14 protein-coding genes are annotated in these 20406 nt (G+C 48.1%); 8 read left to right on the top strand and 6 right to left on the bottom strand.

All coding sequences use genetic code 11. From position 1 onward, the window contains the following. Nucleotides 1–206: 206 nt before the first annotated feature. Complete coding sequence (locus tag GNP95_RS19780; RefSeq protein ID WP_155612570.1) at nt 207–1235, bottom strand: acyltransferase; 1029 nt, start codon at nt 1233–1235, stop codon at nt 207–209. 257 nt (nt 1236–1492) lie between these two features. Between GNP95_RS19780 and GNP95_RS19775 the strand changes: the two genes are divergently transcribed. Beyond that, nucleotides 1493–2794, top strand: a complete 1302-nt coding sequence (locus tag GNP95_RS19775; protein WP_196427254.1) for an ArnT family glycosyltransferase — start codon at nt 1493–1495, stop codon at nt 2792–2794. A 25-nt stretch (nt 2795–2819) separates the two neighbouring features. Here the strand turns inward: GNP95_RS19775 and GNP95_RS19770 are convergent, their stop codons facing one another. After that, on the bottom strand, nt 2820–3038 hold the full coding sequence (locus GNP95_RS19770; protein ID WP_155612568.1) for a hypothetical protein: 219 nt from the start codon (nt 3036–3038) through the stop codon (nt 2820–2822). A gap of 464 nt (nt 3039–3502) precedes the next feature. On the opposite strand from GNP95_RS19770, the gene GNP95_RS19765 reads away from it, so the two are divergent. Next, nucleotides 3503–4141 carry a hypothetical protein gene (locus tag GNP95_RS19765; protein ID WP_155612567.1) on the top strand — a complete coding sequence of 213 codons (639 nt, stop codon included), beginning with the start codon at nt 3503–3505 and terminating at the stop codon, nt 4139–4141. An 878-nt stretch (nt 4142–5019) separates the two neighbouring features. Here GNP95_RS19765 and GNP95_RS19760 read toward each other — a convergent pair. Beyond that, nucleotides 5020–7605, bottom strand: a complete 2586-nt coding sequence (locus tag GNP95_RS19760; protein WP_155612566.1) for a U32 family peptidase — start codon at nt 7603–7605, stop codon at nt 5020–5022. A gap of 332 nt (nt 7606–7937) precedes the next feature. Here GNP95_RS19760 and GNP95_RS19755 point away from each other — a divergent pair, with 332 nt between their 5' ends. From GNP95_RS19755 to GNP95_RS19745, 4 genes are all read left to right on the top strand, one after another. Continuing rightward, nucleotides 7938–9329 (top strand): transcriptional regulator, encoded by a 1392-nt coding sequence (locus GNP95_RS19755; RefSeq protein ID WP_155612565.1) that lies wholly within the window; start codon nt 7938–7940, stop codon nt 9327–9329. Nucleotides 9330–9699: 370 nt separating this feature from the next. Further along, on the top strand, nt 9700–10419 hold the full coding sequence (locus tag GNP95_RS26285) for a glycoside hydrolase family 5 protein (protein ID WP_230873920.1): 720 nt from the start codon (nt 9700–9702) through the stop codon (nt 10417–10419). Between the two features lie 15 nt (nt 10420–10434). Further along, nucleotides 10435–11412: a hypothetical protein gene (locus GNP95_RS26280; protein WP_230873919.1), complete on the top strand. Its 978-nt coding sequence runs from the start codon at nt 10435–10437 to the stop codon at nt 11410–11412. Then, complete coding sequence (locus tag GNP95_RS19745; protein WP_155612564.1) at nt 11409–11546, top strand: hypothetical protein; 138 nt, start codon at nt 11409–11411, stop codon at nt 11544–11546. The genes GNP95_RS26280 and GNP95_RS19745 overlap by 4 nt, the downstream gene beginning before the upstream one ends. A gap of 745 nt (nt 11547–12291) precedes the next feature. On the opposite strand, the gene GNP95_RS19740 is transcribed toward GNP95_RS19745, so the two are convergent. The 3 genes from GNP95_RS19740 to uvrB all read right to left on the bottom strand — a co-directional run bounded on the left by GNP95_RS19740 (nt 12292) and on the right by uvrB (nt 17666). Continuing rightward, the gene (locus tag GNP95_RS19740) at nt 12292–12504 is read right to left on the bottom strand and encodes a hypothetical protein (RefSeq protein WP_155612563.1); all 213 of its coding nucleotides are present in this window, start codon (nt 12502–12504) and stop codon (nt 12292–12294) included. 273 nt (nt 12505–12777) lie between these two features. Beyond that, nucleotides 12778–15636, bottom strand: a complete 2859-nt coding sequence (uvrA, locus tag GNP95_RS19735; RefSeq protein WP_155612562.1) for an excinuclease ABC subunit UvrA — start codon at nt 15634–15636, stop codon at nt 12778–12780. A gap of 35 nt (nt 15637–15671) precedes the next feature. After that, nucleotides 15672–17666, bottom strand: coding sequence for an excinuclease ABC subunit UvrB (gene uvrB, locus GNP95_RS19730; RefSeq protein ID WP_155612561.1), 1995 nt, complete (start codon nt 17664–17666; stop codon nt 15672–15674). Nucleotides 17667–17940: 274 nt separating this feature from the next. Between uvrB and GNP95_RS19725 the strand changes: the two genes are divergently transcribed. Beyond that, nucleotides 17941–18777, top strand: a complete 837-nt coding sequence (locus tag GNP95_RS19725) for a flagellar motor protein (protein ID WP_155612560.1) — start codon at nt 17941–17943, stop codon at nt 18775–18777. Beyond that, the gene (locus tag GNP95_RS19720; RefSeq protein ID WP_155612559.1) at nt 18774–19640 is read left to right on the top strand and encodes an OmpA/MotB family protein; all 867 of its coding nucleotides are present in this window, start codon (nt 18774–18776) and stop codon (nt 19638–19640) included. The genes GNP95_RS19725 and GNP95_RS19720 overlap by 4 nt, the downstream gene beginning before the upstream one ends. The last annotated feature ends 766 nt before the right edge of the window (nt 19641–20406 follow it).

Raw genomic sequence — 20406 nt, 5'->3', positions numbered from 1 at the left:
ATGGAACTCTACGCTAAAGTCTGAAACGTTCTATCTTGAACAGTTTACCACGATTGCAATCGTGGTACAGACCGTTCGTGACCACATCGCTTTAATTCGCTTTCAAACGAAACTAGATAACCAGTCGCCGATGGATTTCCAACGACTGGCTTCGTAAATTTGCAGGGTGTTTTGATCCCTGTCTCAAAACAGGGGTCTGTATTACTTTAAGGAACAATTTTTTTGACTAACGGAATCTTTTGTAGCAGGTAAATCACTGCAAAACTTATTGAAAATACTGCAATATCAGTAATAGGCACTCTTAATATAGATGGAGCATCCACTTTAAAAACGCCTATTCCACTTCGTACCAACTCATTTAAAACAATAAAGTGTAACAAATAAATACCGAAGCTAGTTTTACTCAATGTCTCAATTCCTCTTACAAATACTTCCTGCTTTTTCCCAGATACGCGATCCCAATTTATCGACTTGAAAAGAAGAAACACGGATACAGCAATTAAGATTACATCAGGGCTCAAATTGTTGCTGAAGAAGGTTGCATAATTACCATCGTTCTTTTTGGTGAGGTAGTAAGTTGATATTGGTGCAAATATCAAACCAATTATAGCCCCTGTATAAACTACAGATTTGAAAAGTTTCGTAAACTCGTACTGGGATAACACATGCCCCAAGAGGAAGTAACCAGCGTATGAACAAATAAAAGATATGTCCGTGCTATAATCAAAATTAAATTTTAATAAATGCTCTAGTTGGGGCAATATTGATACGAATACGAACCAAACGGCCAGAGTGTATAACAAAGTTTCTTTGCTAGCTTTTGCAACAAATGATTTTAAAATTGGTGCAAAAATATATATGACGATAATTGCATACATAAACCAAAAGTGTGTATAGATTGACCCTCCTAAAAAATCCTTTATCATTTCTTTGAATGTAAAGTCAACGCCCGTATACCTGGGTTTAATTAATTCATACAATACACCCCAGACTATAAACGGAATAAAAATTTTATTGAATCTTTTAGTGAAAAATACCTTTAGAGAATCATTTTTCTTCGGTTCTAGTAACAGCATCCCTGATACCATAAAAAAGATTGGTACCGCCCATCTCGAAGCCCCGTTAAATACATTATCCAACCACCAGTTAGTGATATTGGTTGTAGTAAAACTAGCTATAGAGAATGATCCAGATACATGGATATTAATTACTGCAAAGATGGCTATAATCTTCAATATATCTGCAAATATGATCCTCTGATTTATAATATCGAGCACCTTCTTCTAAAAATAGTAATTGCTCTAAATTATACTCATACCTCCCGGGTTATCGCAATCATCTCATGAAACTTAACCCAAGCTATATGCATAATGTCAACTCTGCTTCGTCTGATCTACCAGTTTTATAAATAGTTCTTCTCAACAACATTATAAGAACACCACGCTAGATTAATATTATGATACTATTAGTTTCTAAGGAGATGATTAGCTTAATGAAGATAAAGATGTTGTTAGGGAAAAATCAATACCTTATCTATATAGTGCTAGGCATTGCGTTCATATTAAGAAATTACACCATGGCAAAATACGGTATTGGCATGACCATTAATAGTGATGATCAAGGATATATCAATAGTGCAAAGGATCTGTTACAAACCGGAGTGTTTAGTTATCATCAAAAAGGAACTCCTACAGTACATATTATGCCAGGCTTTACCATCTTTCTTGCTACAATATTTTATGTCTTTGGTTCTGCTGATTTAGGTTTATACGTAACAAAAACTTTTATGATGTTATTTGGCATGGCTTCAATTTACGGAATATACCTTATTGGTAAATATTTACATAATGTTTGGACTGGCCTTCTATCAGCTCTGATCTTCTCGCTTTCTGTGCCTCACATTGTTACTGACAACCTCGTTATGACAGAGGCACCATTTACAGCATGTTTTATCTTTTTTGTTTATTTTTCTATGTTACATGTAAAGTTTAAACTAAGAAGACATTTTTACTGCTTGTTGGCATTCTATGTTATTTGTTTATTTTTAAGGCCCACGGTAGCCCTAATGCCTTTTGTTTTGCTAATATACTACCTAACAAAAAAATATCCTTGGAAATTAATGATCAGGTATGCCGCCATAGCTTTTATAACTTTAATCCTGCTATTAACTCCTTGGTGGATTAGAAACTATATTCATTTCAATGACTTCATACCCCTTTCAGGTAGTTCGGGAGATCCATTACTTCTTGGAACATTTCAAGGCGAAGGATATCCGAACAACGAATCATACGATGATGTGATAATAAAGGTTAAAGAAGTCATGCCTGTGCAAGATGCTTATTATGAACTTAAATACGAGGAGATCTTTGCCAAAGAGAGAATGAGAGTTTGGTGGGAAACAAACCCGTCTTCAATGATCAAAAGTTATCTACTTCTTAAGCCCATCTTATTTTGGAAAGATACCTTTTATTGGATTCCAATATTTAATATAACGGGTGATTTCGTAGCACTTTTTCAAAAAATTTCGTTAGGGATTGGTTTTTCTGGCCTTCTAATTTCCCTTTTTTCGCTGAAAAATAAACGCTCTGAAATATTCTTCATTTTTTTGTTTATACTTTATTTTACTGTGATTAATAGCTACTACTTTGCTTATGCTCGTTACAATTTACCTCTAATGCCCTTTGTTTATCTAGGTTCATCCATTTTTATATCATTTATTATTTATCATATTAGTAATTTTGCTGTAAAACTAAAAATGAAATATGCAGTACATATTGAAGAAGGAGCCAATTAGGCTCCTTTGATTTCAGCTCTTCGATTTAACGATGTTGCTCATCGATTACTAGATTACTAGCGAAGAGTATCGCCTTCGTTAACAGGTTCATTCTCAGTCTTTCGATACTTTCACCCCAGTTTCGTAATGTACCGGGATTAATGTTTAACTCTTTAGCATTCCCCTCAAGTAACTTGGTTTGTTCTTGAACATACTTTATGACTTTGTTTAAACGTTTCGTTGTACCATTGCCTTGTTCACTCATCTTCAACATCCTTCATTGTTATACCCATTATCTATTTTTGCATTAAGGGGATGTCCACTTTCTATTCTTGTTGCATAATGTAATTCATTTTATCAAATCACACCACCATCTTCGTTTTAAAACATTTGATTACTTGTGAGAATTAATCTGGACATGGAAATCTACTGGTCCATCTGACTGTATTATTATCGATTCTGTATTTGGTTTATATAAATAAGAGGATCTTCAAAGTGTAACTCCGTTAAATCTTTTAATCTAAAACAAGTTTAGTCCCCTTTGGATATAATCAAGGCTTTTTATGCATATAAAAAAGAAGTATCTCCCGCTAAAACTTCGAAAGTACTAAACGACGGTTGTAAAACGCCTTCTATAATTTCCTTAATTCATGAAAGGACAATACTACCTCAGCATGGCGACAGCTTGTCCTCCTTTATCCAAAAAATATACGAAAAGAGGTTGTAGTTATGGAAGAGTATGCAAAAGTTCTGCGATGGTCAACGGATGTGGGTGTGTATGGGCTAAGAACTACCATTCAGCTGCCCAAGAGTGCAACTTTCGAGAAAAATGTAGGCTTCATCAACTTCTACTTGGGTGTCTTTGGCGCAAATGTCCATTACGAATGCGGACTATCCACCAAACCCGCAGAAGCAGCAAATGACAACTGGCACTGGTTCTGGAATACCGGATTTGCCAACGATGGGGGGCCGTGGATGATAAAGGGAGGATCGGTGGTGCCGATCGAACTATCCCTGAATTGCGACGGCCAGCTGGAGTTCAAGGTTGCCGGCGAGGTCGTGAAGACCTTCCTGGCTGAGGATGAACCCTTCGGTGCATTGACCACTGCCAGGCTTGTTGTTGCCACTTGTGATCAGAAATTCGAGATTGTGCCTGACCCGCTTCCAGAATGGACGACCCGCCACGACGCCGTCGTGTGCGATTGCTTCAGCTACAAGGACAGCAGCGGCGCTTGGACGACGTTGTCGGCGGCGAATTCTTCTCCGCCGGAAGCTACGATATTCTGGCCGACGGGTTATGACCATACCGGAACGCCCGCCGACTATACCACAGCCATTTCTGCAGGTAAAATCATTGCCACGCTATAATTGTGGTAGATGTTTGGGGACGCTCATCGTAAGGTAGAGACTTCGCCATCTTGTAGCAAGACTTTGCTGCTGAGCGCAAGTCGTGAAGCATGAGAGCGAATTTGCAAGCACCCGGGCAGGACATAGAGTTAAAGTGAGGCAGGGGCCTAGATCTGACCTAGAACTGTGGCACGAGGCGAGGCAAACGCGATACCTGGACCTAGACTGTGGCACGAAGTGAGACACACGTGAAACCTCGGATATGTGACATTGAGACGAAGCACTGAGATACGACACCGGGGCGCAACAGCAAGACGTGACTCCTAGGGAGATGCGACACCAAGGCTTAGACCCTGATGGTGACCTTGATCTTGAGACTGACCGCGACTCTCTAACGAATCTCACAATCATTATTTGGTTAAAATAAGCCCTTGGGTAAATGTAACGGTTGCAGGTAACGTTATTTTACACTTCACTTCCCCAAACAGCAGATAAACCGTAAATAGAGTCGATGATAACCGTTAAATTCAAAATAATCGCAAATATGTACAAATAACGTGGCTAAGATTCGTTAGACCGCTGACAGGCGGTCGCCTCCTTCGAAGTGCATGTGGGATAAGCCCACACAGGGAACACCTGGCCTTATCACTGCAGAACTTGCTTAATAAGTTCCAGCGACAAGAACAGACGAAAGCTCCAAAATTTCTACTTTTTATCAATTCTAAAAGCCCCTCCTCCGCTTAATTTCGAAGCGTCAGAGGGGCTTTGGTTAGTTATTTCCTATAGATCGGTCGGCTAGCTTGCCCTTCGTCGTGCACTTGGCTTGAGCCGCCCAGTTTACTTTAGTTGGTTTATTCAATTCGTCGCTTCACGTAGTTGGATGGTTAACTTCAGCCAGCTTACTTGATCAGCTGTCCACGCGTCACGCCGAGCTGGTTCGTCGCCTTGAGCGTCTTCCATACCTGGGTGCCGCTAATTTCACCGCGTAGGGCTTGGGTGTAGAGACGGATGACCTCATGCACCTTCTCCGGCGTTTCCTCCAAGAATTCGACACGATAGCTCCGTACCCCAAGCTCCAGGAAGTTCCGCAAATATTCCGCACCCGACTGCTCGATCGCATTATATACCGTATTGCGGCAGCCTTCATCAACACGAACCGGATGGGACATGCCGATACGATCCTGCAGGGATGCTCTATGCTGCTCGCATGGGCGGCCGCAGTTCGTATAGTCCGTACCCTCGCTCAGGAAGGTGCAGTAGACGCAATGCTCCGTATGGAACATCGGCAAGTGCTGGTGAATGACGATCTCCATATTACCAGCCAGGCTCTGGCTGTTGCCCAGCAAATCCACCATCTGCTGGATGTTGAGATCGTAGGATGGCGTAACGATATCGCAGCCGGTCTCCAGAAACAGCTCCACGGTCTTGTGGTTGGCAATATTCAGCGAGAAGTCGCCGATCAGTTGCGGATGCTTCGAGTCCGGATTCTCCTGCCGGTGGCGCAAATAATAGTACAGCGCCCCGGTGTTGCGCACCAGCACCGCATCGGGCTCAAGCCGCAGGATGTTGTTATGGTAGCCGTTCTCGCCCGGCATATGGATGCGCGGCGTCGCGAGCGCGATTCGTTTGCCAGCAGCCCGAACGGCTTCCACCGCTGCCGGAAACTGCTTGATGAATTCAAAGTCGGCGTAGATCATCCCTACGCCAGCCTCCAGCGCAGCCTGCACCTGCGGCAGGCTGCGGCACAGCGCGGTGAGCTCCGCTTCACCGCGCAAGGCGCGGCGCGCGGCCAAGCCCGCGCCGCCGCCTTCAGGCGCACCCGCTGCGCGTGGTGCGCCAGCGCCCGCCGCGCCCAGCACAGCTGTGGCGGCGGTGGCGGCGTCCGCCCGTTTCACGTAAACGGGCGGCTTTGGCCGTTCGCCGGCGAGCAGCTCCACTGCGCGCCGGCGGATGCTGTTCAGCTCTCGCATCGGCAGGATCACATCGCCATGCAGCGATGCATCCAGCTGCTCGAGCTGAAACAGCGTGCCGCCGAGACGGCCGAACTGCTCTTCGAGCAGGGCGCCGTCCATCGGCCGTTTTTGCGCCGTCTCGAGCAGCAGCTCGGAGTCGACGCGCACCGTTGTTCCCTTCTGCACATCCGTCCAGAAGGTCGCCAGCGGCTCGCCAGCCCGCCCTGCAGCGCGGACATGCACCGGGAATACCCGGTATGGCTTGTCCGTCTCGAACGTCTGGCGCAGTCTTTTATCCAGCGCGGGATCGCTCGTCTTCCAAATGCGGTCGCCGACGTGAACCTTGCGCAGATCGACGTCATTGCGTCCCGGTATGATATCGACGATCCACTTCTCGTCCGCTTCGCCTTCCAGCCTCACACCTTTGCGGCGCAAATCATAGACACGTCCGCCTTCTTCTTTTTTCGTCGGATCCCCGGCATCGAAGACAATCCCGTCTCCGCGCTTCACAGGAGCCTCCAGGCGGCAGACAACGCCGTCGCGCAGCACCTGCTCCACCCGGCCCAAATACACGCCCCGGCTCTTCGGAAACGTGCCCTCTACGAGCTTCTTATTGTTCGTGCCCTCCAGGAATCCATGCGTAAAGCCCCGCGAGAAGCTCTGCTGCAGCTCCCGAACCTCTTCCTTCGACGGCCGGGCATCCTCCCCGTCAAAATAACGGTCAATCGCCTTGCGGTATTTGCTCACAACGTTAGCTACGTATTCCGGGCTTTTTAAGCGGCCTTCGATTTTAAAAGACGTCACACCCGCCTCGATCAGCTCCGGCATCAAATCAATCGCTGCCAGGTCTTTGGGAGACAATAAATACGCCACATCCCCCATCGGCTTCTGCTCCCCGTCCACGATCAGGTCATACGGGAGACGGCAGGCCTGAGCGCATTCCCCCCGGTTCGCGGAGCGCCCGCCCCACATCTCCGAGGTCAGGCATTGTCCCGAATACGATACGCAAAGCGCCCCGTGAACAAACACTTCCATCGGCAGCTTTGCCTGTTCTCCGATTTTCTGGATTTGCTTCAAATTGTTCTCGCGGCCCAGCACGACACGTTCCATATTCCATGGCTTCGTGAACTCGACTGCTTCCGGCGAAGTAATCGTCATCTGGGTCGAGCCGTGAATCGGAAAGTCCGGCGACATTTCGCGAATCATTTTGACCAGTCCCAAATCCTGCACGATCACCGCGTCTACGCCCGCATCGATGCAGGCCTCGATCAACTCCGCCGCATCCCGCAGCTCATCCTCGAATACGAGAATATTAAAAGTCAGGAATCCCTTAACCCCGTAGCTGTGCAAAAAGGCCATAATCTCCGGAAGCTCGTCCATGCGAAAATTGTTCGCCCGGGCTCTGGCGTTGAATTTCTCGACTCCAAAAAAAATCGCGTCCGCCCCATTCGCCACCGCGGCCCGCATACAGTCCCAATCGCCCGCCGGCGCCAAGAGTTCCACGTCCTGCCGCGTTAATGTTGTGCTGCTCATATATTCCTCCCCGAGCGGCCGAGCGGCCCTCGTATATTGATTTCCCTTAAATTTAAATTGAAACGACGATAACTTATTTATTTTATCAGACATTCCCTGCAGACTCTAGCTTTAATCCCTTCCAAAGGATGAACTTCTTTCGTATAGCTTGAGATCAAATTATGACATAATATAAACATCTTATTAAATAGAATTGACCAATCATCAAATATTGTTTATATTTGTAATATACTAGAAATCAAAGAATAAAAAGACATATTTCGAAGACAAGGGCCTTTCCATTTTCTAAACACTTACAGTTTGACAAGAAATACTGAAGAAGGATGATTTGCATGAGCTATACATCTTCAGTTCTCCAGCATATCGTCGATTTCATGAACCAGGAAAATATGAATCTAAGGAAATTAGCAAGTAGCTCCAATATTAACGCAGGCACACTGAGTTCCATATTAAATAAAAACAAAACATTAACAGTAGATCATTTGGACCGCCTTACAAGGGTCATGAATTACCCTGAGGGATATTTTTACGAGCAATATATTAAAGACCATTTGAGCCAAAACATTCCCAACTGGCGAAGATTCAAGCCGTTCTTATACCGCTGTGCAGATCTCGATAAATTGGACTGTATGAAGCAAGTGATCAGCTTGTTAATGGATAATCTGATGTACTCTCCCCTTCTATTCGATGTAGCGGAAGACCTTTACCAGCAGAACAAGCGCAAAGCAGCAGAACTATTGTTTGAAAATGTGGCTCTAAGCGAGAAGCATCAGCATTCAGAACGGCTCGCCTTCTGCCAATATCGACTATTTTCAATCCGCTTGGGAAGCAATCAAGAGGATAATTATAAAGCAGCTATTCTGTTCGAGCCCTATGTAGAAAGATTGGATGAACTTGTTCAATTAGATGCTTTGAGAGACTTAGGAAATGTATACCGTTTTTTACACCAGTGGGATAAAGTAGAAATGATAGCAAACAGACTGGGTTATTTGGCCAGAACTTTATACTTCACGGCGCGACCTGTGAAGATTCAAGAAAAATCTAAACCTAGCAGGCCGCTGTTTACATATATAGCATTGGCCAACTTATTTCACGCTGATGTTTGTGATGCACGAAGAGATTATAAGCAGGCACTACACTATACCTCCTACTATGCTGATTTTAGCTGGGTTAAAGAAGATGATGAGAACACCCGGCACTGGAAAGGTGTCTTTCTGGAATGGGCAAAGGCCAATACATATGTGATTAAGCTAATGTGTGGTGATACCAGTGTACTCCCAGAGTACGTTGCATATATCGAAAAAGAACAAAATGAACTTATCCCAGCTTTATTTAATATTATGGAAGCAGCTAATCAATACCATTTCAATGTAGATCATATTCTTAAGCATTTTGAGTCTGAACTTGCAGCTTATGTGAATAAGGACAAGACTGTTGATATCAACAAAAACCATTATAGCGAAAACCTTTTGTCTCTATTATTACACAATTTAGCTTACTATTATCTTAAGAAGGAAATTTACACCGCGGGGTTCGTGAATTTGCTAAAAGGACTTGAAAAATCCTCCTATATAAATAACAAAAAGTGTATGCTTAAATGTATGGGATTATTCGAACGATATAGAGATATGGCATCCCAAGAAACCTTGCTAAAATATAAAACTATAGTAAAAGGAGTTTATGAGAATGAAGAAAAAAATCCTGTTACTTCTTTTGACAGCTAGCTTTGCATTTACTTTATTTATTCCTACCCAATACTCATCAGACAGTAAAATAACGAGCAATTCAGCACTGCACGGAACGTAGAGTTGAATCCTGACCCTAATAGTTCATCTCAGTTACATTAGTAAATTGCATCAAATAACCCATCGTTAGGAACAAATCCTATGCGATGGGTTTCCTTATTCTTAGCTTACATAAAAATAATATAGTCTATACCATTGGCTCCGGTAGAATACAGGAGTCTTTTTCTCTTCCACCCGAAAAATCGTACCCGAAATTCGAGACCTACCCAAACCGGCAAAATTAGGACTATATTAAGGCTGAATGTCCACTTTGACTACCTCAACTTCAACCGAAAGGTGTGAGCAAGCAATGTACAGAGACGATGGACGGGTAAAAGGCTACTTGCGTGCCGAAGGCCAGCGAATTGTGAACGGAGACGGGCAGGAGCTGCTGCTGCGCGGCGTGGGGCTGGGAAACTGGCTGCTGCCGGAAGGTTATATGTGGAAGTTCCCGCCGACCAACGCCGATCGGCCAAGACGAATCGAGAAGCTCATCACGGACTTGATCGGAGAAGCCGTTGCCAAGGAATTTTGGGTTACGTTTCGCGAACGGTTTATAACCGAGGATGACGTGCGCCAAATCGCTGCGGAGGGCTTGAACTCCATTCGACTGCCAATCAATGCGCGCTGGCTGCTGGAGGAGGGCGATCCTGTAAGATTCAACCCGGATACCCTCGCTTTAATCGATCGTTTTATTGGCTGGTGCAAAAAATACAGCCTGTACGTCATCCTTGATCTGCACGGAGCACCAGGCGGGCAAACGGGAGCGAATATCGACGACTCCGAACATGATCAGCCGGAGCTGTTCACTAACGAGGATTACTGGCGGCGTACCGTCGAGCTGTGGAGAATGCTAGCCGACCGTTATAAGGATGAATGGATCGTCGGCGGCTACGATCTGCTGAACGAGCCGCTTCCGGAATGGTTCAACATGCATAACGGCAAGCTCATGCCGCTCTACAAGGAAATCACCGCCGCGATCCGCGAGGTCGACGACAAGCATATGATTATCATTGAAGGCGCCCATTAGGCAACCGACTGGTCGATGTTTACCGCCGAAGATATGTTCGACGACAATCTTTTGCTGCAATTCCACAAGTACTGGAGCAGTCCTGACCAGGAAGGAATCGCCCCCTATTTAGAGAAGCGGGAAATGCTGAACATGCCTATATACATGGGTGAAGGCGGTGAGAACAGCTTGGGCTGGTATGCTGGAGCCTTTGGTTTATATGAGGATCATCATATTTCATGGAACTTCTGGACCTGGAAAAAACTCGACACAGTTAACTCCCCTTGCTCCATCCGCCGGCCACATCACTGGGATCTTATTTTGAACTGTGTGGATGGCAGCGGCGAGAAACCGGATCAAGCAGCTTCAGCAGCCATCCTTAACGAATACCTGGACAACATTCTGCTTGGCAACTGCGACTATCTCCCAGGCGTGCTGCGAGCCGTTCAGCGTAAGCTGCCGCTTCGCATGCCTGCCGAGCATTATGGTCATCGGGGCCAAAACATTAGCTGGGGCGCCACCGCTGACAGCGAAAGAGAGCAAGCTGGCCTGCAAGCTTTAACGTCCAAGGAGCAGCCTAACGTATTTCGTCCAGATGACGGCATCCACGTCGGGTTCCTCATGGCCCAGGATGGTACGCCAAATTATCATTTGAAGCCGGAAGAGGAATGGAACGAAGAGCATCGCCTCTGCGTGACACTTACTGCGGGAGATTGGGTCGCATACCCGTTCTTGTGTGAGTCTCCCGCCGCTTACACGCTGCAAATCAAGCTGCGCGCCTTGACCGAGAGTGCTGACAAGGGTACTCACGAGGGTATCGACGAGATTGCTGAACTCGTTGTGCATACGGATCGTTATAGGCACCAGACCATCAACGTGTCCTCACAAGATTGGAGCATCATCTCGGCGGGGCAGCAAACGATATCCTCCAGCGGAGAGTTCGATTTAAAAATAGAGGTCATAAGCGGCACTATCGTCATCGATTGGCTGGAATGGCTGCCGGTCGGTCAATGATTTCTAAAACCTCGAGACGAATCGTTCACCATTTCGTCAGCGACAATTACTTATTACTGCTGATCACAAGCGGCAGGCAAACTGTGATTCTGAACCTGCAAACCCCGAGACCGAGCAACGTGACTGAGCAGTGAGACTGAGACCGAGGCCGAGATTTTCTAACAAATCTCACAACCGCTATTTGTAGAAAAGTCACCCCTTTCAAAATGTAACGAATCCAGGGAACGTTATTTCAGTCTATTACCGCTCCAAACAGCAGTTAAACCGCAAATAGCGTGGCTGACATTCGTTAGATTCAGAATCAACGCAAATATGTACAAATAACGTGAATGAGATTCGTTAGACTCGGGGTATCGGAGGTATCAGGCGAACGGGCTACCAGGTAACAGGTTAACGGGGTATTGGGCTACGGGGTACGGGGTACGGGGTACGGGCGACGGGCGACGGGGTAACGGACTTACGGACTTACGGACTTACGGACTTACGAACTTACGGATTTACGAACTTACGGACTTACAAACTTACGAACTTACGAACTTACGAACTTACGAACTTACGAACTTACGAACTTACGAACTTACGAACTTACGAACTTACGAACTTACGAACTTACGAACTTACGGATTTACGGATTTATGGACTTACGAACTTACCGATTTACGGATTTACGGATTTACGGATTTATGGACTTACGAACTTACGGATTTACGGATTTACGGACTTACGGATTTATAGACTAACGGACAACGCTAACCTGCGAATGCTTCCTTCCACTTGCCAAACACACGGGTACCGACTTCCATAATTCTCATCTCACATGAAATTGAAAAAACACCCTGTTCCCGTAACGAAACAAAGTGTCTTCTGCTCATTTTGTATTTATTTAAACCAGCCGCTAATCATCACAGCATCCGATGCCAGGAAAACGAGCAAACTTATGATGCCGAAACCGATTGCAAACAAATTCTTCTTCGGACGAGCGACCATCAGCCGAACCACGCCGATAAAAATAATTACTGTAAACAGCAGCATAAAAATATCGAACCCGTTGAAGTTTGATGTATTCTCTGCCGCTTCTGCGAGCAGTCGCATGCCGTAACCCCCTTCTTAAAAATCACGTATATACACATCTCCCTATATGTTATCTTCCCCAGGGTTTGGATGCAAGGGGAACAGCAAATAAAAAATGAATTTGTCACAATTTAGACAATATTTTGGCGTGGTTTACTGAATTAAAGTAACCACTTTCCTTGACTTTCACAGTTTAGACAAAAGAAAAGCCCCCTAAACCACTTAAAGTGATTCAGAGGGTTATTCCATATAACTCTATGCTGTACTCCTGCCAATCTCTTCGGCTATCGCTGATCAGCCTTGAAGCTGCAGCTCCCGGGTTCGCTTCGTATCGCGCTCCAGGATCGGCTTCAGGTAACGCCCCGTATAGGATTGCTCATTCTTGGCGAGCTCCTCCGGCGTGCCTGTGCCGATAATGGTACCGCCGCCGCTGCCCCCCTCGGGGCCTAGATCGATAAGATAATCCGCCGTCTTGATCACGTCGAGATTATGTTCGATCACAAGCACGGTTTCGCCAGAATCAACCAACCGGTGCAGCACCTTGAGCAGGCGGTCGATGTCATCGACATGCAGCCCGGTCGTCGGCTCGTCCAAAATGTAGATCGTCTTGCCCGTGCTCCGGCGATACAGCTCGGAAGCCAGCTTCACCCGCTGGGCTTCCCCGCCGGACAGCGTCGTCGCCGGCTGGCCCAGCTTGATGTAGCCAAGCCCAACATCAAGCAGAGTCTCCAGCTTGCGGTGAATCTTCGGAATGTTCTGGAAGAAGTCCGTTGCCACTTCTACCGTCATTTCCAGCACGTCCGCAATGCTCTTGCCTTTGTACTTCACTTCAAGCGTCTCGCGATTGTATCGTTTTCCTTTACATACTTCACAAGGCACGTACACATCCGGAAGGAAGTGCATCTCGATCTTGATAATCCCGTCTCCGCGGCACGCCTCACAGCGCCCTCCCTTAATGTTGAAGCTGAAGCGCCCCTTCTTGTAGCCGCGAACCTTTGCTTCCGTCGTTTGGGAGAACAGATCGCGAATATCATCAAATACGCCTGTATACGTTGCCGGGTTCGACCGCGGCGTGCGGCCGATCGGCGACTGGTCAATATCAACGACCTTCTCGACATGCTCCAGCCCTTTGATTTCCCGGTATTGACCCGGACGTACCTTAGCGCGATTCAAATCGCGGGCGAGCGTTTTATATAAAATTTCATTTACGAGCGTCGATTTCCCCGATCCAGACACACCCGTCACGGCGCTGAACACACCAATTGGGAATTTCACGTTAATATTCTTAAGATTATTCTCCTTGGCGCCCTTGATTTCCAACCAGCGGCCGTTCGGCTTCCGGCGCTCCGTATTAACCGGAATAAACCTCTTGCCGCTCAAGTATTGGCCGGTCAGAGAGTTCGGATCGTCCATTACCTCCTGCGGCGTCCCTTGAGCGACAACCTGTCCGCCATGCATGCCGGCGCCAGGGCCGATATCGATAATGTAATCAGCAGCCATCATTGTGTCCTCGTCATGCTCCACGACAATCAGCGTGTTGCCTAGATCGCGCATATGGGCCAACGTAGAAATGAGCCGGTCGTTGTCTCTCTGATGCAGCCCGATGCTCGGCTCGTCCAGAATATAAAGTACCCCCATCAGGCTCGACCCGATCTGCGTAGCAAGTCTGATGCGCTGGGCTTCGCCTCCGGACAACGTTCCCGCTGCGCGGCTCATTGTCAAATAGTCGAGGCCGACATTGACCAGGAAGCCGAGACGGCTGTTGATTTCCTTGAGAATCATATGGGCAATCGTCGTCTCTTTCTCGCTTAAGCTCAGATTATCAAAGAAAGCCCGTGCCTCTCCAATCGACAGACTGGTCACATAAGCCATGTTCCGTTCATTGATCGTTACTGCCAGGCTCTCCTTCTTCAAACGATGTCCCTTGCAAGTCCCGCACGGCTTGGAGCCCATGAATTCCTCAATAAACTCGCGAATGCCTTCGGAAGACGTCTCCCGGTAACGGCGCTCCAAATTGTGTACGATTCCTTCAAACGTGACAAAGGCGTCCTTGCTCATGCCGAAGTCGTTCGTATAACGGAAACGGACTTTGGTGCTGCCCGTGCCGTAGAGCAGCGTATCCATCTGCTCCTTATTCAGCTCGCTGACCGGCACGTCCTGCGGAATATCGTAATGCTCGCACACTGATTTGAGAAATTGCGGATAATAGTTCGACGTGCTTCCCGCCCAAGCCTCGAACGCGCCTTCTTCAATGCTCTTGTTCGGATTCGGTATGAGCAGATCGGGGTCAATAATCATCTTCGCCCCAAGCCCGTCACATTCCGGACAGGCGCCGAACGGACTGTTAAAGGAGAACATCCGCGGAGACAGCTCCTCAATGCTGAAACCGCAGATCGGGCAGGCAAAATTCGAGCTGAACCGCAGCTCCTCCTGGCCGATGATGTCGACGAGCAGCTGTCCCCCAGACATTTTCAGAGCCGTCTCGATCGAATCCGCCAGCCTGCTTCGCACGTCCTCCTTAATGACGATCCGGTCCACGATCACCTCGATCGAATGCTTCTTATTTTTCTCCAGCTCAATATTTTCGGACAGGTCACGCTGCTCACCGTCGACTCGCACCCGTACGAAGCCCTGCTTGGCGATTTCCGTGAACAAGCTTTTATGCTCGCCCTTCTTGCCAGAAATGACGGGCGACAAAATCTGCAGCCTCGTTCTCTCCGGATATTGCATAATCCGGTCCACCATCTGCTCTACGGTTTGCGAGGTAATTTCGATGCCGTGTTCGGGACAATGGGGATGTCCAACCCTGGCGAATAATAAGCGCAAATAGTCGTAAATTTCCGTCACGGTACCTACCGTGGAGCGCGGGTTCCGGCTCGTCGTCTTCTGGTCGATTGAAATCGCCGGGGACAAGCCTTCGATGGAATCCACATCCGGTTTCTCCATCTGCCCCAAAAATTGGCGCGCATAGGCGGAAAGGGATTCTACATAGCGGCGCTGTCCTTCCGCATAAATCGTGTCGAATGCCAATGAGGATTTTCCTGATCCGCTGAGCCCGGTTAGCACCACGAACTTGTCGCGCGGAATCGTAATATCTATATTTTTTAAATTGTGCGCCCTGGCGCCTTTAATGACTATATTCTCAATGGCCAATAGATTTCATCTCCTTGATACTAGCTTAAAATATATTACTCCGCCTTGAGCTCGAGAATAGCGTCGCGCAGCTCTGCGGCGCGTTCGAATTGCAGGTTCTTCGCCGCTTCCTTCATCTCCGCCTCCAGGCGTCCGATCATCGCCTCGCGATCGCGCTTGGACATCTTGCCTTTGCCTACGTCGGCCAGGTACTCGCTCTTGCTCTCGGCCACACGCGTCGCCTCGATGACATCACGCACCTTCTTGCGAATCGTCTGCGGTGTGATGCCATGCTTCTCATTATAGGCGATCTGAATCGCACGGCGGCGTTCCGTCTCCTTGATCGCTTTGTCCATCGACTCCGTAATCTGGTCAGCGTACATGAGCACACGGCCCTCGGAGTTCCGGGCAGCCCGGCCAATCGTCTGGATCAAAGAGCGCTCCGAGCGCAGGAAGCCTTCCTTATCCGCATCCAGTATCGCTACCAGCGACACCTCAGGCAGGTCGAGCCCTTCCCGCAGCAGGTTGATGCCGACAAGCACATGGAAGGTGCCCAGCCGCAGATCCCGCAGGATGCTCATCCGCTCCAGCGTCTTGATGTCAGAATGCAGGTAGCGCACCTTAATGCCGATTTCTTTTAAATAATCCGTCAGATCCTCGGCCATCTTCTTCGTAAGCGTCGTGACCAGCACCCGCTCGTCCTTCTCCAGGCGATCCTGGATCTCGCCGATCAGATCGTCGATTTGCCCCTTCGTCGGACGGACCTCAATGATCGGGTCAAGCAGCCCGGTCGGGCGGATGATTTGCTCCACCATTTTATCCGTATGCTCAATCTCGTAAGGGCCGGGCGTCGCAGACACATAAATCAGCTGATTCGCCTTCTCCTCGAACTCTTCGAATTTCAACGGACGGTTATCCAGCGCCGAAGGCAGCCTGAACCCATGCTCAACAAGCACCGTTTTCCGCGCCTGGTCACCGTTGTACATCGCCCTGATCTGCGGCAAGGTAACGTGCGACTCATCCACCACGATCAGCAAATCGTCCGGAAAATAATCCAGCAAAGTATATGGAGTAGCCCCGCGCTCCCGGAAAGTCAGCGGACCGGAGTAGTTCTCGATCCCTGAGCAAAAACCGACTTCCTTCATCATTTCAATATCATAACGCGTACGCTGCTCCAGGCGCTGCGCTTCCAGCAGCTTGCCCTGCGAGCGGAACAGCTCGAGCTGCTCCTCCAATTCCCGTTCGATATTCTGGATCGCAATGCGCATCGTCTCTTCCTGGGTAACGAAGTGAGAGGCCGGGAAAATAGCCACATGCTCGCGTTCCCCCACCAATTCCCCGGTCAGCACGTCGATTTCCGTGATCCGCTCGATCTCATCGCCGAAGAACTCGACCCGCACCGCCTGCTCCCCTTTGGAAGCCGGGAAGATCTCCAGGACATCGCCGCGCACCCGAAACGTGCCCCGCACGAAGTTGATATCGTTCCGCTGATACTGAATATCCACCAGACGGCTCAATATCTGATTGCGCGGCCGCTCCATGCCTACCCGCAAAGAGAGCACGAGATCGCGGTACTCCATTGGCGAACCGAGACCGTATATGCAGGACACACTGGCTACGATGATGACATCGCGCCGTTCGAACAGCGAGCTCGTCGCCGAGTGTCTAAGCTTGTCGATCTCTTCGTTAATGCTGGAGTCTTTTTCAATATAGGTGTCGGAGGATGGGATATAGGCTTCAGGCTGATAGTAGTCATAGTAACTAACGAAGTAATCTACGGAGTTGTTCGGAAAAAAATCTTTGAACTCGCTCGCAAGCTGAGCTGCCAGTGTCTTGTTATGGGCGATCACAAGCGTCGGGCGACCGAGTCTGGCAATCGTATGGGCAATCGTGAACGTCTTCCCGGTGCCCGTCGCGCCGAGCAGCGTCTGATGGCGCTTGCCTTGCTTAACACCCTCTACCAGCTGGTCGATAGCCGACGGCTGGTCGCCCTGGGGAGAGAAATCGGAAACAATCTCGAATTTATTGTTGCTAAAGACAATATCACTCATTGTCCAACATCACCCTTATCGTCTAAAATGAAATACTAGGGAATGAAAATATCTTCATTATTTCCAAAAAGGAGGACAAAAGCCTCCTTATAATATTAACCCAAATCTATATACTTAAGAAAAGAATACGTAAATGACAAGCCAAATGTTCTCAGAACCCGAATTCCCAATTCCACAATTACGCAAAATAGGAATGGGTGTTCCCATGTCATTATACCTTTTTCATCCTCTGGATGCAATCGGTAAGTATAGGATAGGAGCTGTCGACAAATCTATGGATATCGCAACAATTATCGGCATTATCATTGGACTGGCCGCCTTGATCGGCGGATTTTTATGGGAGGGCGGGGAGGTCGGTGGCCTCATGCAGCTTACGGCTGCTCTGATCGTTTTCGGCGGCACGTTTGCCGCGGTTATGATCAGCTTCCCTCTGCGCAGATTAAAGACGATTCCCCGGGCTTTGAAGCTCGCTTTTACATCCGCGAACGCGAGCGCGGGGCAACTGGTTGAAGACATCGTCGATATGGCTATGACGGCGAGACGCGAAGGCGTTCTCTCCCTGGAGAAGAAAATTATCGATCATTCCGACGCCTATTTGCGCGAAGGGATTCAGCTTGTCGTGGACGGCACGGACCGGGAAATGGTGCAGCAGATTATGGAATACGAAATGGATGCGACACAACAGAAGTACGAAAGCTATGCCAAAATATTCGAATCCGCCGGCGGTTATGCCCCGACGATGGGGATCATTGGCACGGTCATGGGGCTCATCCATGTCCTGGGCAGTCTGACGGAGCCTACGGCACTCGGCCCTTCGATCGCCTTGGCTTTTACAGCTACACTTTACGGGGTCGCCAGCGCCAACCTCATCTTCCTGCCGATCGCCTCCAAGATCAAAGCTCGCGGAGAAGACGATATCAGCCGCATGGAAATGATCCTGGAAGGCGTATTGTCCGTGCAAAATGGAGATCATCCGCTGCTCGTACGGCGGAAAATGGAGTCCTTCTTGGCCGGTATCAACGACGGCCTGCCAGCTTCTGCGCCTTCAGCTTCTGCTTCGTCTTCGTCCAGGTCTTCATCATCAACTTCCTTTATGGAGAATGACCTATGAGGCAGCGCAACAACAGACAACGCCGAAGAGAAGGAGCAGAGACCAAGGACCGCTGGCTGATTACTTATGCCGACCTGATCACACTGCTGCTGATTTTCTTTGTGATTATGTATGCCATGAGCCGCCTTGATATTGAAAAATATGAAGAGGTGACCGCTTCACTGCAGCAGACGTTCAAAAGCGGGGACTCGGTTCTGGAAAATGGCAGCGGGATTCTCGGCTCGGCCGACCGCTTCACGCATCGCAACCCTCCATCCGAAGGAGAGCTCGGTACGAATCAGAAGGGAAACAACGGCAAGGACGCTCAGGGCCCCGATCAAAACCAAGGCAGCGACCCGACGCTGGGAGCATCCCCGCAAGGACCGCTTACAGAGCGTGAGCTCGCCTTCCGCAAGCAGGAGGAGGAGCTGCTCAATTTAATGAAAATGATCGAAGCTTATATAAAAGATAACGGACTGGAGGATCAAATCACGGTAGCCGATCTGCCCAAGGGCATCTCCATCACATTAAGCGATCGCTTCCTGTTCGACGTAGGCAAAGCCGAACTCAAGGAAGGCTCAGCCAAAACGCTGGCCAAGCTCGCCAGCCTGTTCGGCACGCTTGACACGGTCATCAGCATCGAAGGGCACACGGACAATCTGCCGATCGTCCATGCCTCGAAATACAAGGATAACTGGGAGTTGTCTGGAGCCAGAGCCTTGTCCGTGCTTCGCTATTTCGTCGACACAGAGAAGCTCGACCCGAACGGGTTTCAATATGCCGGATATGCGGACACCCGTCCCGATGCCGACAACTCCACCGAAGCCGGGCGCCAGAAAAATCGCCGCGTCGAAATCACTGTGCTGCGCCAGCTACAGCAATAGTTAGCTTAGCTTGTTCATTTCATATGACTTTCCTTCGCACCGCGTGCACATCATATTGCTCGCGGTGCGTTTTTTTGTTTATATCCTAACTCGAGCAACGCAAGCACAGAACGACCGAGCTAATAAACAGCTAGCGACTCTCGGCAATCCTCGTGATATCCCGCCTTTCGGCTGTTGGCATTGGGGTTTGTTAGAAAATTGCCGGGCGTTGGTGACTGCCGTCCAGCCCTTTGGTTTTACTCGGTCAATTTTAAACTAAATGTATTTTATACAGCTAGATAAGCTTTTTTAAAGAAAATACTTGCGCTAAGTGTAAAACATGCAGCTAGTTTACCCGAATAAAGCTAACTCGTCGAAATTGCTTAAAACTAAATGCAGTTTTTGCAGTTAGTTCCCTCTAACACGGTCAAAATCGATGAACTAACTGCATGAAATACATCTAGTTACCTCATCGTGGCCATTTAGTCATAATCAGTAGACTAGTTTATTAGAGTGAAAGACTCCACTTTTTTTAGGGGACCGGGCCGCTTTTGCATCATTTTCGCCTAATATGTACCTCAATAAGATAAAATCCTGTATTTTCGCAGTTTTATTGGAACTCGCAACTTGCAAACGACCCTGATCTTCCCCAAGACGAGACTTATTGAAAATACCAGCTGTTAAATCGACAAGCAATCCATTTCCCGCATAAAACGCACACACTAAAAAAGGCAGTTCAAGAGGAATGCCTCTGAACTGCCCTTTGCAGCTTCTATCCAGTCTTCAA

The organism is Paenibacillus woosongensis (assembly GCF_009725165.1).
GTDB lineage: Bacteria > Bacillota > Bacilli > Paenibacillales > Paenibacillaceae > Fontibacillus > Fontibacillus woosongensis.
This window is presented reverse-complemented; position numbering and strand designations above follow the sequence as displayed.

Coding starts and splice junctions, on each gene's coding strand:
- GNP95_RS19775 (WP_196427254.1), top strand. CDS start 1,493: ATGAAGATAAAGATGTTGTTAGGGAAAAATCAATACCTTATCTATATA.
- GNP95_RS19770 (WP_155612568.1), bottom strand. CDS start 3,038: ATGAGTGAACAAGGCAATGGTACAACGAAACGTTTAAACAAAGTCATA.
- GNP95_RS19765 (WP_155612567.1), top strand. CDS start 3,503: ATGGAAGAGTATGCAAAAGTTCTGCGATGGTCAACGGATGTGGGTGTG.
- GNP95_RS19760 (WP_155612566.1), bottom strand. CDS start 7,605: ATGAGCAGCACAACATTAACGCGGCAGGACGTGGAACTCTTGGCGCCG.
- GNP95_RS19755 (WP_155612565.1), top strand. CDS start 7,938: ATGAGCTATACATCTTCAGTTCTCCAGCATATCGTCGATTTCATGAAC.
- GNP95_RS26285 (WP_230873920.1), top strand. CDS start 9,700: ATGTACAGAGACGATGGACGGGTAAAAGGCTACTTGCGTGCCGAAGGC.
- GNP95_RS26280 (WP_230873919.1), top strand. CDS start 10,435: ATGTTTACCGCCGAAGATATGTTCGACGACAATCTTTTGCTGCAATTC.
- GNP95_RS19745 (WP_155612564.1), top strand. CDS start 11,409: ATGATTTCTAAAACCTCGAGACGAATCGTTCACCATTTCGTCAGCGAC.
- GNP95_RS19740 (WP_155612563.1), bottom strand. CDS start 12,504: ATGCGACTGCTCGCAGAAGCGGCAGAGAATACATCAAACTTCAACGGG.
- uvrB (WP_155612561.1), bottom strand. CDS start 17,666: ATGAGTGATATTGTCTTTAGCAACAATAAATTCGAGATTGTTTCCGAT.
- GNP95_RS19725 (WP_155612560.1), top strand. CDS start 17,941: ATGGATATCGCAACAATTATCGGCATTATCATTGGACTGGCCGCCTTG.
- GNP95_RS19720 (WP_155612559.1), top strand. CDS start 18,774: ATGAGGCAGCGCAACAACAGACAACGCCGAAGAGAAGGAGCAGAGACC.